The following is a 17,506-nucleotide window of genomic DNA, read 5'->3' as shown; positions in this document are numbered from 1 at the left end:
ATTGTTTTAGATCTGTCTTCCGGTATTGATGACGTTCACATTGTCAAACCTTGTGGTTGAACTTCCATGAGATACTGCGGAAACCTGCGAAGGCTGTCCTTTTCCATCAAAAAAAGTTCCGAACAATTTGTAATCATCCTTGTCACAAATCTGCGAACACGAGTTCCAGAATTCCTGCGTATTGGATTGGTAGGCAACATCTTCCAACATACCTGCGATTTCACCATTTTTGATTTCGTAAAACAATTGCCCGCCAAACTGAAAATTATACCTTTGCTGATCAATGGAGTAAGATCCTCTTCCTACAATATAAATCCCTTTATCGACACCTTTGATCATATCCTGGACACTCAATTTTTCCTTTCCAGGTCTTAATGACACATTTGGCATTCTCTGAAACTGCACCGAATTCCAGTTGTCCGCATAGCAGCAACCGTGTGATTCAGGCTCGTCAATGATACTCGCCTGATCTCTGATTGCCTGATAGTTGACCAAAACCCCATTTTTAATCAAATCCCATTCTTTGCATTTCACACCTTCATCATCATAAGCTGTAGCGCCCAAGGAATGGGTTTGTGTCTTATCTGCTACGATATTTACCAAGTTACTGCCATACTTGAAGTCACCACTTCTCCACTTATCCAAAGTGGCAAAACTGGTACCAGCATAGTTGGCTTCATAACCCAATACCCTGTCGAGTTCAAGTGGGTGACCAACAGATTCGTGGATGGTCAATCCCAAATGATCAGGATCCAACACAAGGTCATATTTCCCAGGAGTCACGGATTTTGCAGTCAATTTCTCTTTGGCATGTTTGGCAGCTGCTACTGCATCCTCTACCATATCATAAGAGTTTCTGTAACTGATCAAGCCCGCGGGTCCTGCGATTTTTTCAGAAGCCAATCCATCAAGATATTCGTACCCCATTCCCATCGGCGCACTCAAGGCCTGACGGCTTCGGAATTTCCCTTCTGATTTGTTGACAGCTGTCACATTGAAAGTGGGCCATATTCTATGGATATTCTGGTCAATGTAAGAACCATCGGATGAAGCAAAATATTTTTGCTCATTGACCATAAATAAATTGGAATTGACGAAAGTCGCCCCATTGTCCATGGCAGCAGCATTGACACTCAATAAGAGGTCAATCTTATCTGCAACAGGAATTTCAAATGGGTTTTTGGTGATGGGTGTTTCCCATGATACCTCTCCGGCACCTTTGACAGGTGCCAGAATTACAGGTTCTTTCTGCATGATGGAATTGGCTTTGGCAATGGCAACGGCCGTTTCAGCACATTTTTTAATACCATCGGGCGTCACATCATTGGTAGCCGAGAATCCCCAGGTACCTTCGGCGATTACCCTGATGCCCACACCAAAACTTTCTGTATTGGCTATATTTTGGACGTTTTTCTCTCTGGTAAATAAAAACTGATTGAGATACCTACCGATTCTGACATCAGTGTAGGTTGCTCCATTGGACTTTGCGGTGTTTAAAGCAATGTCTGCAAGTGCCTTTTTTTCGGCATTAAAAAGGCCGGGATGAAGCAATTGCTCGGCTGTAGCCGGGTTTCCCATCATCAGAAAACCGGGGGTGAGCATCGCACCCATTCCCAGTCCTGATAGGTGAATAAAATCTCTTCTTTTCAAATTTCCTCCTTGTTTATTAAGGTTGACGGTTTAATTTTCAATTGAATTTGTAAAGTATCGTTAAAAAATAAGTTATACAAAAGCGTTTACAAGACTGGTTGAAAATAATGTTCAGGGAAGGGAGATTGGAGGATCAAAAAAAAGAATTCTTATTGACCGCTTAGCATTCTCGGCGACCAATGACAGATTAGAAAATAAAAAGTTTAGAATTACAAATAGCATTCAAATCTATAAATAGCAGATCTGGAGATCTTTCGTGCCTACCATTGACATATAGGGTAAAATGCAATTATTTATTGGTTTTACAATAATTTAATTTAAACCAATCAATAAATAAAATGAACCATTGTCATTTCCTTTCTGTAAATGCCAAATTTTCATCACTACCAATGACAGAATTTGAGATTTATACCCTTGAACTGAAAAATGCATTCAAGACTATAAAGAACTTTGCCTTGTCACCTCGACGTCAGGAGAGGTCTGCAGCCCACCTAGATGTCACAACCTTTTCTGTAAATGCGAAATTTTAATTACTACCAATGACGATTAATCTGATGTCATTTCATTCTGTAAATGCCAATTTATCTGTTCTCTTCTTTTTCTTTCTCTTCAAATTCTTTTTGGATTTGTTTTTCTTGTCTCCTGAAGTATCTTCTGAACAAAAAGTTGCTTCGCATCGCCTCCATATTTTCATTGAATCTCTCGGTACTCATTTCCAGATTCAGCATACTGTTGAGGAGTGCTTCTCTAAAAGTACTGTCCTTAAGAATCAAGCCTGCTGTTCCTTCACCAGCCTCAAGATTTTCGATAAGAACTTTCACGTCACCGATAATCTTTGAAGCCTGTTCGCTGGATTCCTTTATTTTTTCCAGAGATGTCGTCAAATCATCTGCCGCTTCTATATCCGTGAAAAGTTTCTGGACAATGCCCTCTCCATCTTTCAGATTGATCATCAATTGATTTCCTGCCCTTGCCATTTCTGAAGCCCTTCCTGCTGCGAGCCTCAATTCAGTCACCGCATCCTTTAAGTCTCCCGTCAACAATGAATCTGAAAGCAAAGCCCATAGACTTTTGCTATTATTCAGCTTTGAGGTGATTTCGTATAAGTTTTCAGTGGTTTTTTCAAAATACTCACTGCTCGTCCCCAATCTTTGCATCATGGCATCTGTGGTTACTGGAGTAGAGGAATAAATCACATCACCCTCGGCCACATTTTCCGCAATTCCATCTTGGGGAATGATTTGAATGAGTTTATTGCCCATCAGGCCATCTGTTCCGATAGAAGTAAGTGCATTCTTCTTGATGAATGGAACCATCTTATTTTGAATATACATAACAACATGCAGCGAAGAGTCGTTTGCCATATCAACAGACTTGACAGTGCCTACATTCAATCCTTTGAAACGGACATTATTACCGGGAACAAGTCCGTTTACATTTTCCACCACAGCGGTGATGGTGATAGAGGCTCCAAACATATTTTGATTCTTTCCTATCATGTACAGGGTAAATACCAGAAAAAGTATTCCTGCAATCACAAGGCCACCCAACTTTGTATTCTCTATTGTTTTTTTCGTTTTCATAATCATTCAAAAAACTCTTTAATTTTGGGATCTGTCGATTTACTCAACTCATCATAAGTACCATCTGCGTAACAGGTGCCATCAATCAGCATGATGACCCGGTTTGAGGTTATTTTGATACAATTCAGATCATGCGAAATGATCACCGAAGTAGCATTATATTTCTTTTGCACACTTACCATTAATTCACTGATTTCTCTTGAAGTAATCGGATCCAAACCAGTAGTTGGTTCGTCGTAGAGGATGACTTTTGGTCTCAATATCAGCGATCTTGCCAAAGCAACTCTTTTTTTCATTCCTCCTGAAAGTTCTGATGGCATCATATTGATGGTATGTAAAAGACCCACATCTTCCAACGCTTCTTTCACGGCAGCCTCAGCACCTTTTGCACGCTCCTCTTTTGTCCAGTGGATGCGTAGCGGAAACTCCAGATTTTCCCTCACTGTCATCGAATCATAAAGGGCATTACTTTGGAATAGAAATCCAATCTCTGCCCTTAAATGATCCAATTCATCTTGTTCTAATTCTTGGATAGGACTGTTCAATACTATTATTTCTCCTTCATCTGCCTGAATCAAACTGATAATGCATTTGATCAGAACTGATTTTCCCGAGCCGGATTTACCCAAAATCACCAGATTTTCACCCGGTAAAACTGACATGCTAAAATTTTTGAGCACATGGTTGTCCCCAAATGACTTATTGACATTTTTTACTTCTATTACCGGGTTTTTGACCACCTGTTCCATCTCTTTTCTATGTCAATCCCAATAAATCTGTGATCTGAACGGCAATCAGGTCAATGATAAACACCATCAGGGAAGCTACTATAACAGCTGTAGTTGCAGATCTGCCAACTCCTTCTGTACCTTTTTGGGAACTGAATCCTTTATAACATCCTACTATACCAATTGCAAATCCAAAGAAAAAAGTCTTGATCAATGATGGAATGACATCACCAAATGATAAAATTTTGAATACTTGAAACCAATACAGGTTCCAGCTTACATCCCCTCTGATATTGACCCCCAAAAATCCGCCATACAATGAAATTGCATTGGCCAAGCTGGAAAGAATAGGAACCATCAAAGTGGCAGCCAACACCCTGGTGACCACCAAATATTTGAACGGGTTCGTACCGGAGACTTCCATGGCATCGATTTGCTCAGTCACTTTCATGGAGCCCAACTCGGCACCCAATCCTGACCCAATTTTTCCGGCACAGATCAAGGCTGTGATGACAGGAGCGATTTCCCTGACCAAAGAAACAGAGACCATGGAAGGCAAGAGTGATTCGGCTCCAAACTCCACTAATGTTGGTCTGGATTGTATGGTCAGCACCAATCCCATGATAAATCCAGTAACACCTACCAGCATCAATGTCTTGTAGCCAATCCAAAAACATTGATTGATAAATTCCTCGTATTCCTGCTTTGGTTTGGATAATTCCCTAAAAAAGCGCGCAGTGAAATGTGACAACTCACCTGCCTCTTTGAAAAATTCATTGTCCAGAAATTTTAGATATTTCACTTGATTTGTTGTTTGGATATCTTAAAAATGGGTATTTTTTTCTGTAAAAATAACAATGATAATCAAGTGATTTTATGACGTTTGTCATAGTTGAATCCTAATATTTGCTTTTTGTTAAGCCTTATAGGGGCTTAAAACCTCTCTTGGTAGTTTGTAGGTACTTAAACGACCAGAAATCATAAAATAGACTTCATCGAATCCATATAGGAAACCGCCAAATCCAAGTATTTTTCCCCTGACACAAGCTTCTTTTTTCTTTTATCGGCATCTGTTTCAGTTTTGGCATCCAAGAGATTGACTTTTGCCCTGATATTGGCCCGAAGACATTTATAGTATTGAAAAATCTGTTTATCCTCTACATCGGCCATGCAATCAAATTCCTTCATATATGCTTTTAAAAAAGTGTCTGAGAAATCCTTCCTCCTGAAATTCTCCAAGTCCATACAGATAAATGCCACCTCATAGAGTACATCTATCTGCCGAAAGCTTTCCTCAAATTCAATGCAGTCAAAAATAACGGGGTTCTCATACAAGAAAATATTCTTACTATGTAGGTCTCCATGTACATCTCTAAAAAATTCATCCTCCATCCTATTTTGAAATCTTGGAAAATGTTTTTTGATAAATGCATCACTCAAGGAAATTAAGGATGCTATCTTTTGAACATAATCTTGATCTAAATGTTGGGCTGCAATATCAGATACAGAATCTAAATCATTGAAAATCCCATAAAACGAATCGATGTCCATTTCCTTTTTGATGACCTTCGCGCCTAAATGAAACTCAGCTACTTTTTGAGCCAGTAAGCTAACCTGTTCTCCACTGACTTTGCTTTCCCCCAACAGTAAATCCATCCTTTTTTCAGATTCCATTTTCTTCATGCAGACCGCATAATCTACAATATCACCTTCATTTTCTCCAATTACCCATTGATTTTGTATTTTGGTTACAGGAAGTACAGACAGATAAATCGGCGAAAATCTTTGATTGAGTTCAAGTTCCTTTTCACAGTTCAATTTTCGAAGTTCCAAGCTTGAATAGTCCAAGAATGAAAGTTTGATTGGCTTTTTGATTTTAAAAACAAATTCTTCACCAAGAATGACCCAACTGATATTGGTTTCTTCCAGCATTCCTTTTATAGGTTTGCCTTCAAACAATCCTTTGGACATCAATTTCAAAATTTCATTGCTGTTCATTGGGTCTATTGATATATTGGCTGGCTTTTAATAAAATTTCCGAAAGGTTGTCGTTGGTGGAATTCAGAGTTAAAAAAGGTCTTTCCAAAGGCTCGAATTGTTCTTTAATTTTCAGGTAAACAGAATGGTCAGCTTCACTGTCCTTTCTAGGGGCAGAAAGTCTCTGCTTAATGATATTTTCATCAGCTTGTACCAAAAAGATGAAAAGAGGGACTCCGCTAGTTTCTGCAATGGAATATATAAACTCACGGAATTTCTTTTGAAAAAATGTAGCATCCAAAACCACAGACTTGTTTTTTTCAATCAATTCCTTGGTCCTTTTAGCCATTTCCATGTAAACCTGGTTTTTATTTTCCGGAAGGTATTTTCCCCTTAAGCCCATTTTGGTTCTAAGTAAATCACTGCTGAAATATTCAGCCCCCAACTTTTCGGCAAAACTTTTTGCAAAGAAGCTTTTACCGGAACCGGGAAGTCCCATGACCATAATTAACATAATTTCCTTTTCAAACCGGTTAATAAATTTAGTGGATTCTGCTAACATTCATTTAATGATGTAAATTAACCCTACATTGTCTTTTTTCCTAAAAAACAAGGATCTGTAAGGTTTGAAAACGTAAAATCCTGATTAAGGTGCAGTAAGGTTACAATATCCTTAGGCAAATTTAGAATTTGAAAAAGGGGAATAAATATTTGGATAATTTCAGCCTTGGGATCAAAATCAATCCCTACAAAATATCACAACAGGATTTCAGAAAAAATTCCTTCTACAATTATTCCTATTTTCTCCTCATTTTCAGTTTACTTTGCAGCCATGAATTCAGCTACTAAAACCGCATTGCTATCTAAAGCCCAAGAAACACTCAGGGAGCAAATAAAAGATATTCAACATCAGCTTACCGAATTGCAAAATTCTTCTGAAGTAGAAGAAAAAAGCTCAGCTGGTGATAAGTATGAAACCCATCAGGAAATGCTCCACCAAAGTAGGGACATATTGGAGAAAAGATTATCATCTTCTCGCATCATGCTCAATCAACTCAATGCTGTTCCGGTCAAAGAACTTGATAAAGTTCAGGAAGGCGCACTGTTAAAATTGCCTATGGGGAATATTTGGGTTTCAGTTCCAATGGGCAAAGTTGTTGTTGATGGTTTGGATTTTCAATTGGTGTCTCAAGATTCACCACTTATTCAGGCTTTATGGGAATTGAAAAAAGGAGAATCCGGAAGCTTCCGGGGAAATTCCATTACGATATCAGAAATCTATTAATTTCAGGTCATTACATAAACTTCTGCTTTCCAAAATTAAAATTCAATTTTGTAGTCAATTGCCACCGCACGATTTGGCGCGGTGGCAATTTTATTTTTTGAATCTTCAAGTCAAACTTTGCTCGAACGTTGTAATTCTTATTTTATTTTCAACATAAAAACTTTTAAAGGTCAAAATCTCCGATTGAAAATTTTTTACAGCCTCTTTGTTTTTATAATATTATTCTATTAATTACTGAAAATCACCCAATTTTAAGTATTTCTTTTATGTTTATGTAAAATACATAGAATAATATACCAAAAAACGAAATACTTTTTATATGACATATTCAGCAAAAATCAGAAAATAAAAACGTCTGCTTTTTGGGTGTCAACGTCTGAAAAGTTCTAATTCAAGAGCTTTTCTCTCCAAAATCGGGATGATTTCATTTTAGAAATAGGAAAAAAATTCCTGTTTCTGGAAAAGGATTCAAAATAGTGGAATCATTTATGAGAAAACTTTACTCTTATTCACAGGTATTTTTCTTTCTTACCCAATTGATGTATTTCATTGGGTCAACCTATTCTTATGGACAAGGGACATCTCTACCTTTGGCTAGGGCAGAACTAACGATACTCGAATGTGAGAAAATAATCAGGTACAGAGCAATGGGGGGTGTACCTCCCTACACTTATACTTGGTCGTACGGAGGTACAGTGATCAAGGTCGATGAAAATGTACCTTTTGGACCTACACATTATACATCTATCGATAGGGCATTGCCAGGTACTTACCAAGTTACAGTGTCAGATTCAAATGGAAATACTTTTACTGATAATGTCGGGGTGAATGGAGGAACTAGTTTTGTCCTAAATGTAGATTATCAAGAACCATTCGCCTGTGAAGGTGAAACATTTGCAAATGTATATGGAGAAATTATAGGAGGTAATCCAAATTTCACAATCAATTTTTACAATGAATCCGGTGGATTGGAACTGACAAGGACTATTCCCAACCGAATTCTCGACCTGAATGATATTCCCGCAGGCAAGTACCTTGTCGAAGTCATAGATGCCAGTGGTTGCGTTGAAGTGACTGAGATTGAAATAGTGGAAGTTGAACCTATTGTCATCGACGCAGTTGGGGGAAATGTTGGGACATTTCCCGAAACCTGTGTGGAAAACGGGGGGATTAGCTTTGATGCTACAGGTTTTGAAGGTGTTGTTCAATTTAGAATCCGGAGGTCAAACGGTACTTATGCTACAGGTTGGATCACTGCAACAAGTGGCCAAATCAGGTATGACCAATTAGCGGCAGGTGATTATGTCCTTGAAATTATAGACCAATTTAGATTGGAGAATTGCCCTGAGGAACTTGTTTTTAGTATCGCAAACGAAACTTTACTTGCAATAACCCCCTCTTCTACCGGTATTACCTGTTTTGGGGAAACTGATGGTACAATTTCATTACAAGTAAACAGGCTATTTATGGGTTTCCCTTTTCCGCCTGCAAATATCCTTGTAGACATCATTAGACCGGACGGAACCACAGCTATTAGTGGTCAAAGTGTAGCTATTGGAGCAACTACAGGACAAAGAACATTTACAGGATTTGGACCAGGACTTCATACTATTATTGTTAAACATGGAGGTGGAGACTACCCTGAATGTACTTTAACCTATCAAATTAATGTGACGGGCCCTTCAAGTCCGTTTATCGGTTCAATTACAACTACCTCAGTTACCTGTTTTGGACAGGCTAATGGTACAGCGCGGGTAAACAGATCAGGCGGATGGGGCGGCCCTTTTACTTATTTGTGGAGCAATGGACAAACTGGTAGAACAGCCTCAAACCTTGCACCTGGAAACTACTCCGTAACTGTAACGGATAGTGGCGGCTGTTCAATTGTTTTGGATACAACCATACAAGGACCTCCCGGACCCATAGAGGGAGATATTGAATTGTTGAATGGTCTAGGTTGTGCCGGTGCCAATGACGGATCTGCAAGGGTTTTCGATATTACAGGAGGTTGGGGTAGTTACACTTACCTTTGGAGCAATGGCGAAACAACTGCCACTGCTTACAATTTACCCGCCGGAACAAACACCGTGACAGTAAGAGATGCAGAGGGTTGTGAGGAGATTTATACCATTGTAGTACCTGTCCCTGATGCTCCGGGGGTGATCTATACCCCTGTTAACCCTTCTTGTTTTGGTGGGAATGATGGTAGTATCAGGGTTGAAATAGCAGACAATACCATCAGCTTTACCGTTACGGTAAATGGAGAAACCCAAAGTGGAAATGATGTTATTTTTAATAATTTGCCCGCGGGACAATATGAGGTAAGTATCCTTTATGGTGGAAACTGTAGCATTACTGAATTTGTGGATATTGTCAATCCTCCGCAGATTAGCCTCAATGAAAATAATTTGGCGATCAACCATCTTTTATGTGCAGGAGATGGCAATGGGTCAATTTCAGGTCTTACTGCAAGTGGTGGAACGGGTGTTCTTTCTTTCCAATGGCAAAAAGAAGTTTCCGGAACATTTGAAGACATCACGGGACAGACAACATTGAATCTATCTAACCTTTCGGGCGGAGTCTATAAGATAATCATCACCGACGAAAACGGTTGTACAATTTTTAAGGACTATACCGTGAATGAACCTGCTCCACTTGAGGTAACTCCTCCCGTTGTAGTAGATGTAGCCTGCTTTGGAGAATTGACCGGTTCCGTAAGCTTTACCATTTCTGGAGGTACCGCACCTTATTCTTATGCCTTGAATGGCGGCGCCTTCTCGACAACATCATTTGGTGATGTCACTATTAATGGATTGGGGGCCGCAAATGATTACTTTGTGGAAATCCGAGATGCCAATGGTTGTGTGGTTCCAAATTTAAATTTCGATGTCACCTCACTCCCACCTATCAATATCACAGATATAGTCATCACCCCAGAAACCTGTTTTGGACAAAGCAATGGCAGTATCAATATTGAAATTTCAGGAGGTACCGGAAATCTCGGTGTAGAATGGTATGTGGCGGGTAATTTCTCATCTGTCATTTCTACGGATAAGAATCTGGTGAACAGAGGTCCTGGACAATATACCGTTAAGGTTTATGATTTAGGAAACAATTCCTGCTTTGTCCAGCAGACCATCATCATTCCGCCAACCCCTGAACTGACTTTGGCTTTGGATGGACCGCCTTTAAATGTTCTTTGCTTTGGAGAAAATACCGGGGCTATCAATATTGCTGTTGACGGTGGCACAGGTACTTATACATTTGAGTGGACAGGACCATCTGGATATACTTCCTCTCAGAAAAATGTCAATGGCCTTGCAGCAGGACTGTATAATGTGAGGGTTACAGATGAAAATGGATGTTGGGAAGAGTTAACTGATATTCTGATCAGTCAGCCACCAAGCGGAATTGTCATCAATTTACTTAACAGGGTTGAGCCTAAATGTCATGATTCTTTGGATGGCAGAATTGAAATTCAGGTAGGCGGTGGAAATCCAGGTTATACCATTGCATGGGAAAAAGAAGATATTCCTGGGGTTTATATTCCTGTTTCCGGAACGACACAAACACTTTCAAATATCAGTGCCGGTACTTATAAGGTCATTGTCACAGATTCTAATGGATGTTCCAATGAAAGAATCATTGACCTTACTGCGCCTGCCCCACTTCAAGTTTCCTTAATCAGCAAAGAAGATGTTTCCTGTTTCGGTAGAAATGATGGTAGAATCACCATCAACGTAACAGGTGGATCGGGGATATATTTCTTTAACTGGGACCATGGATTTATCAATCAAAATCCTTCCAACCTGGCCGCAGGATTCTACAGTGTTACTGTCAGAGATGCCAATGGTTGTGAAACAAGACTTGAAGATATTGAAATCATTCAGCCTGACCCATTGGCAATCAATTTGGTAGAAATACTGGAACCATCATGTAATTTCAATGATGCTTCAATTGAAGTAGATTTTGTCGGATGGGTTCCTGGATTAAGTTACAGCAGGTGGATCGATCAAGCGACAAACACAGTAATCGCTGAAAATCAAAATATTGTCAGTAATCTTACTCCTGGATTTTATAGGGTAGAATATAGTTTATCAGGTGCTTGTATGGTCTCTGAGACGTACAGCGTTCCCGGCCCAAAAAGTCCACTTCAATTATTCACCAGTCCTCAGGATGCTACCTGCGTTGGTGAAACTGGTATCTTATTCCTTTCTGCTTCTGGTGGTGTTCCAACATACACCTACTATATTTTAATAGGTGGAGTATGGGAAGTCGTTACCAATTCGATATTATCAGGGCTCGCTGTAGGTAATTATGATGTCAGGGTGACGGATTCAGCTGGCTGTGAGGATTTTTCAACAATCACTATAGACCAACCCAACCCTCCGATTTTTGATGCAGAAGTAGAAAAAGATGTTTCCTGTTTTGGAGGTGGCGATGGAGCCATCAGGTTTGACCTTTATGGTGACACTTCCGGTATTACCTATCAGTGGTACAGGAGAACAACTGTTGGAGGAAAGGTACCTATTAACGAAACCAGTTTAGGAGCATTGATTGCCGGTACTTACTATATGGAGATCACTTATGCAAGCTCTTGTATCATTGAATCTCCTGATTATGTTATCAATCAACCCAATCAGCCTGTCGCAACACCCACTGTCGTTCAACCGGTATGTATCGATGACTTTGGATCGTTTACTTTGGCGGTTACAGGAGGCTCTATTGGTAAAAATATTTTGGTTACATCCTCTAATGGATATAGCAAGTCATTTACCAATGAAGATACCGGAACTTTTGTATTTGATGAATTATTGGCAGGTGATTACACTTGGACAGTAGAAAATCAAACTTGTCCAGAAATCACAGGAACCTTTACCATCGTACCGATTACCAAACCACAGTTTAATGTTACCTCTCAAGACATTTCTTGTTTTGGTGCCAATGACGGTATCATCGAAATCCTCAGCCCAATAGTTCAGGGAGGCCGAACATTTACAGTCTTCATCAATGGCGTGAGTCAGGGGAATCAGACTTCTTTCTTCAATGTGGCCCCAGGAAACTATCAGATCAGGATCGTAGACAACGAGGGTTGTCCATCTGATCCTATGATGGTTACTTTAACCCAACCTGAAAGACCACTTGAAATCACTAACCTGGCCATTACCAATGTAGACTGCTTTGGTGGCAATAATGGTGAGATTCAATTTGAAATTATCGGAGGAAGGCCACAGTATAGAGCAGTATTGACACCTGCTTCCGGTACTCCATTGAATTTACCAAACCTCGATGCAGAAATTGCCTATACCTTTTCAGGTCTTGTTCAAGGTGCCTATACCTTGGAAATATGGGATTTGAATGATGAATGTCAAAGCAGCACAGTGGTTAATATCACCCAGCCTGCGGCACTTAACCTTACTGTTGATTCAGGTATTATTTTATGCGAGGGCGGTGCAACTTTTATTGAATTGACACCAGTTGGTGGAACTCAACCATATACCTATCTGTGGGAAAAATTCAATGTGGCAACCAGTACATGGGAAACACTTCCGACAGATACAAAAAGATTAAATAATGTTGACGCAGGAGAATATAGATATACAGTTTCTGAGCAGAATAATTGTAATGTGATTTCAGATACCATCACCATTGCTGATGGCACAGCAGTCACCTTGTCATTTGTCGCAGAGGACATCCTCTGCTATGGAGAATCTGCCTTGGTAACCCTACAGGCAACTTCCGGTACATCTACAAACTTCACCTATTTCGTGAATGGAAGCCAGATTTTTGGAAATCAATTTCAGGCTAAAGTTGGAAGTTATCTTGTATATGCAGTGGACAACACAAAAGGATGTATTTCTGAAGATGTTGTCATTAACATGGCTCAACCTGCCGCTCCTTTAAGTCTTAAGGATTACACATCTGAAGATTTAAGTTGTTTTGAATCTGGTGATGGTACCATATCATTATCCTTGACCGGAGGAACTGCTCCATACGTCATCACTTTCCAAGGCAATACTTATAATGCTAATGAGGATGAATTGATAACTTTCACTGGTTTAAATGCCAATTTAGCCTATAATTTCTCTGCGGTTGACGCAAATGGCTGTACAATAAATATCCCACCCAAAACCCTAGGACAACCACTTCCACTGCAAACCAATGCAAATTTCACTCCTATCCTTTGCTTTGGTGACACATCTGAAATCAATCTACAGATTACGGGCGGTAATAGACCATATTCCATTACATGGACATATTCTGAAGATGGTGTGACTTTCAATCCAATAGCAGGTTCTGATGACAAAACCACGCTTTCCGGCCTAATTGCAGGTCATTACACTTATGTTGTTTCAGACGGTGGATGCGCAGATATTTCTGAAACCCTTATCATCAGCCAACCTCAACCGGTTGTATTGTTAGGTAGCCCTACAGATGTTTCCTGTTTTGGAGGATCAGATGGTTCAGTAGAATTTATACCTTCCGGTGGTGCATTCACCAATTACAGAATCTTCTTTAATGGTGCTGAAATCGCTGGAAACACCGTCAGCAACCTTCCCGCCGGAACCTATAATGCCTTTGCATTGAGTGGAACATGCAGATCCGAAACCATTCAAATTGAAATAGAACAACCTGCAGCCGCCCTTAGCGCAACAGTCAATTTCATGGAAGAAGTTTTGTGCACAGATGACTTGTCTGATATTGAATTACAGATATCAGGTGGTAATGGGGGCTATTTGGCCTATCTGAATGCTGTGGAATACACTGTTGCCGCTGACGGTTTGATCATATTTGACAATGTCCTTCCTGGAACTTATGAAATAAGGGTCGTTGATAGCAAAGGCTGTGAATGGTCCAAAACAATCAACATTCTCAATCCGACACCAATTGAAATCTTCACTGAGGAAATCATTGATATCAGTTGTTACCAAGGATCGGATGGAGAAATAAAAATCAACATTTCAGGTGGTTCAGGTGTCTACACTTATCAATGGTTCAATGCAAGCAACCAGCTGGTTGGTACCAACAAGAACCTCTCTGGGGTCCCTGCAGGCGTTTATACAGTTTTGGTTTTGGATGAAAACAATTGTGAGGCTACTGAAGATTTCGAGATTCTGGACACTACTCCCGTTGATTTCACTTTTAGCTTCACAGACGTGACTTGCTTCGGGGCTCAAAATGGAAGTATTTCTGTTCAGGGCACAGGTGGTAATCCCGGATATACATTGATCATTGATGGTATCCAATATCCCAATCTCACGGTTTCAGGCTTAAGACCAAATACATACATGGTTTATATCATGGATGCCAATGGATGTATTTCTCCTGTAAAAGAAATAAAAATAAGCCAACCTACACCATTGAATCTTGCCATCAGCACTATCAATGTCAGCTGTTATGCCGCAGGTAATGGACAGGCGGAAGTTATTGTGACTGGAGGTACAGCACCTTATACTATCAGATGGTCAGATGGCATTACTTCAGCAAATCGCACTGGATTAGCGCCGGGAAATTATGAAGTTGTGGTTACAGATGCCAATGGATGTATCATCAGAGACAACTTGATCATAACCCAACCTGATCCAATTCTCATCGTGGATAACGTAAACCCTGTTAGCTGTTTTGGAGGAAATGATGGTTCAATCAATCTGGATATCAGTGGAGGTAATGGCAATTTCTCCGTGGTCTGGACCAATAAGGACACTGGAGAGCAAGTTGGAACAGGTTTGACTGCTAACAACCTAATTGCAGGGATTTATAGGGCTACCATCACTGATCAACTTGGCTGTGAGCTTTTTAGAGAATTTATGGTTCCCCAACCTGCCGAACCATTGGCACTTAACCCTATCATCACCAATGTCCGATGTGCATTTGAAGGAAATGGAAGTATAGACCTTATTGTAACCGGTGGCACTGCCCCATATACATATTCTTGGTCATCTGGTGAAAACACAAGAAACATCAATGGTAAATCCGGGGGTTCCTATACTGTAAATGTCACGGACAGCAAAGGTTGTATGATCATGGAAACCTTTGAAATAACCGAACCTCAACCACTTGTTGTGGAAGTGGAAACTATAGACAATGTGTCCTGTAAGTTTGGAGATGATGGAGCTATCAAACTCAATATCTCCGGTGGACAAGGAGCATATACTATACAATGGAGCAATGGAATGACCGGACCTGAAATCAGTGGCCTCAGAGCGGGTGTATACACGGTTTTTGTCATTGATGAAAACTCTTGTTTTGAAAGTATTGCCTATACGATCACAGAACCTGCTGAAGCATTGACCGTCACAGGGCTAAGCTCCGTGGAACTTTGCCTTTTCACTGATGTACCAGAATTGATTATCACCGTAACCGGTGGAACAGCGCCTTATACCTATGCCTGGTCAAATGGAGCTACTACCAAAGACCTCTTGAACATTGCTCCGGGATCTTATACAGTAGAGGTCACAGATGCCAATGGTTGCGTGACAGAAGGAACATACACCGTACCACCTCCAACCTCTCCCCTAGAGATTGAACTTGACGGCAAGTTTGCTATCTGTACAAATGGTGAGCGAGGAGAGGTCAGTGCTACAGTCACTGGTGGAATGGGACCCTACAGGTTCCAATGGTCAAATGGCGCAACTACATCAACCATAACAGACCTTTTACCTGGAAATTATTCTTTGACTGTTACTGATAGAAATGGCTGTACCACAACCGAGGATTTCGAAATAGCTCCACCATTAAACCTGAGAATTTCACTCTTATCTATAAATGCAGTCTCCTGTTTTGGTGGCAATGACGGATCCATAGATATTGGTATCAATGGTGGCAAAGCTCCATTCAAAATCAATTGGAGCCATGGATTACAGGATCAGACTTTTGCCTCGGGATTGGTCGCAGGAGTATACACAGTTATAGTAGAAGATTCTCTTGGATGTATTACCACGGCTGCATACAATATACAGGAACCTACAATTTTAGATGTAAGAGGTACAGTTGAGGACAGTAAATGCGCCGGAGATAATAGAGGAATCATTTCCTTGAATGTATCTGGAGGCACCGCACCATATACTTACAGATGGTCAAATGGCGCCAATAGCAGAATCTTGAGGAATCTTGCACCTGGCACATACAGCGTGGTTGTGACTGACCGTGCAGGTTGCTCTACAGGAAATACTTATGTAGTATCTGAGCCTGACCCATTGGTTATAGATGGCACACACACAGCAATGCTTTCTTGTTTTGGAGATCAGGATGGCGCAATCAATATCAACATTATGGGCGGAATACAGCCTTACAGGATTAGCTGGAGTGACAACGATCAATTGGAAACGCTCAATAGATCCAATCTCGGTGCCGGAACTTACACTGTAAGGATTGTGGATGACAATGGCTGTGTTCAGGTCGAAACATTTGAGATTGAACAACCCGAATTATTGGAAGCCAGATTGTTTACAAGATTCGATGTAAACTGTGAAACCAGAGAACTTACAGGAGTAGCATGGGTAACCATCACAGGAGGTACAGAAGATTATGATATTTTCTGGAACAATGGAGATCAAGGAGTGGAGGAATCCAACTTCTATGAGGATGGGCAAATCAAAGTAACTGTTATTGATGCCAACGGCTGTATGGTCGAGGTAGAAAGGTATGTAGAAATGCCTGTAGCTTTTACAGATGCAGACTTTACTTATACAGTGATTTCTATCGGAATTCAAGGTGAAATTCTTGTCAACGATCCAGTTCAATTCCATGATGAAACCTTTGGAGAGGTGATTGCTTGGGAATGGGATTTTGGTGATGGCACCAAGAGCAACGAACAGAACCCAATGCATACCTATTCCAAACCGGGCACTTACACCATTTCACTGATGACTTTTGATGCGTTGGGTTGTGTATCCCAAACACAAATAGAAGTAGAGGTGGTTGCATCCTATAGAATTCTTGTGCCTAATGCATTTACTCCAAATGATGATGGATTGAATGACACATTTATTCCCAAAATGCGCGGAATAGAAGATTTTGAAATGCACATTTTCAACAAATGGGGTGAACTCATTTATTCAGCATATAGTCAGGAAGACGCAGGATGGGATGGCAGACTAAACGGTAGAATCAGTCCAAATGGAAATTATGTATATAAAATAATATTCAAAGCAGTAGACGGTGAAAAAGGAAGTAAAACAGGAGTGTTTACCCTGGTTCTATAAAATGACCTAGGGTTAACCTCCAATGTCCATTCACTAATAGGAAACATCATTAAAAGTAAATGCTACAGCAATGATTTA

The 17,506-nt window shown here is 40.3% G+C and carries 8 protein-coding genes; 2 read left to right on the top strand and 6 right to left on the bottom strand.

Annotation, left to right across the window (positions count from 1 at the left end; all coding sequences use genetic code 11):
- Positions 1-6: 6 nt before the first annotated feature.
- From HMJ38_RS11595 to HMJ38_RS11570, 6 genes are all read right to left on the bottom strand, one after another.
- Entirely contained in the window at positions 7-1,650 is a 1,644-nt protein-coding gene (locus tag HMJ38_RS11595; RefSeq protein WP_194974568.1) for a TldD/PmbA family protein, read from the bottom strand.
- Positions 1,651-2,231: 581 nt separating this feature from the next.
- On the bottom strand, positions 2,232-3,233 hold the full coding sequence (locus HMJ38_RS11590) for an MlaD family protein (protein ID WP_194974567.1): 1,002 nt from the start codon (positions 3,231-3,233) through the stop codon (positions 2,232-2,234).
- 2 nt (positions 3,234-3,235) lie between these two features.
- A complete protein-coding gene (locus HMJ38_RS11585; protein WP_194974566.1) occupies positions 3,236-3,982 on the bottom strand; it encodes an ABC transporter ATP-binding protein in 747 nt (248 codons plus the stop codon).
- Positions 3,983-3,989: 7 nt separating this feature from the next.
- The gene (locus tag HMJ38_RS11580) at positions 3,990-4,763 is read right to left on the bottom strand and encodes an MlaE family ABC transporter permease (RefSeq protein ID WP_194974565.1); all 774 of its coding nucleotides are present in this window, start codon (positions 4,761-4,763) and stop codon (positions 3,990-3,992) included.
- Between the two features lie 176 nt (positions 4,764-4,939).
- Positions 4,940-5,959 (bottom strand): hypothetical protein, encoded by a 1,020-nt coding sequence (locus tag HMJ38_RS11575; RefSeq protein ID WP_194974564.1) that lies wholly within the window; start codon positions 5,957-5,959, stop codon positions 4,940-4,942.
- Complete coding sequence (locus HMJ38_RS11570; protein ID WP_194974563.1) at positions 5,946-6,500, bottom strand: AAA family ATPase; 555 nt, start codon at positions 6,498-6,500, stop codon at positions 5,946-5,948. The genes HMJ38_RS11575 and HMJ38_RS11570 overlap by 14 nt, the downstream gene beginning before the upstream one ends.
- Positions 6,501-6,665: 165 nt before the next feature.
- Here HMJ38_RS11570 and HMJ38_RS11565 point away from each other — a divergent pair, with 165 nt between their 5' ends.
- Positions 6,666-7,223 carry a hypothetical protein gene (locus tag HMJ38_RS11565; RefSeq protein ID WP_228780016.1) on the top strand — a complete coding sequence of 186 codons (558 nt, stop codon included), beginning with the start codon at positions 6,666-6,668 and terminating at the stop codon, positions 7,221-7,223.
- Between the two features lie 488 nt (positions 7,224-7,711).
- Entirely contained in the window at positions 7,712-17,428 is a 9,717-nt protein-coding gene (locus tag HMJ38_RS11560) for a T9SS type B sorting domain-containing protein (RefSeq protein WP_194974562.1), read from the top strand.
- Positions 17,429-17,506: the final 78 nt, after the last annotated feature.

Origin of the sequence: Aquiflexum lacus, assembly GCF_015476655.1 — a bacterium.
Lineage (GTDB): Bacteria > Bacteroidota > Bacteroidia > Cytophagales > Cyclobacteriaceae > Aquiflexum > Aquiflexum lacus.
Note: the sequence above shows the minus strand (reverse complement) of the source record. Positions and strands in the feature narration are given on the sequence as shown.

Excerpts from the sequence above, each read along its gene's own strand:
- HMJ38_RS11590 (WP_194974567.1), bottom strand. The coding sequence starts at position 3,233 with ATGAAAACGAAAAAAACAATAGAGAATACAAAGTTGGGTGGCCTTGTG.
- HMJ38_RS11585 (WP_194974566.1), bottom strand. The coding sequence starts at position 3,982 with ATGGAACAGGTGGTCAAAAACCCGGTAATAGAAGTAAAAAATGTCAAT.
- HMJ38_RS11575 (WP_194974564.1), bottom strand. The coding sequence starts at position 5,959 with ATGAACAGCAATGAAATTTTGAAATTGATGTCCAAAGGATTGTTTGAA.
- HMJ38_RS11570 (WP_194974563.1), bottom strand. The coding sequence starts at position 6,500 with ATGTTAGCAGAATCCACTAAATTTATTAACCGGTTTGAAAAGGAAATT.
- HMJ38_RS11560 (WP_194974562.1), top strand. The coding sequence starts at position 7,712 with ATGAGAAAACTTTACTCTTATTCACAGGTATTTTTCTTTCTTACCCAA.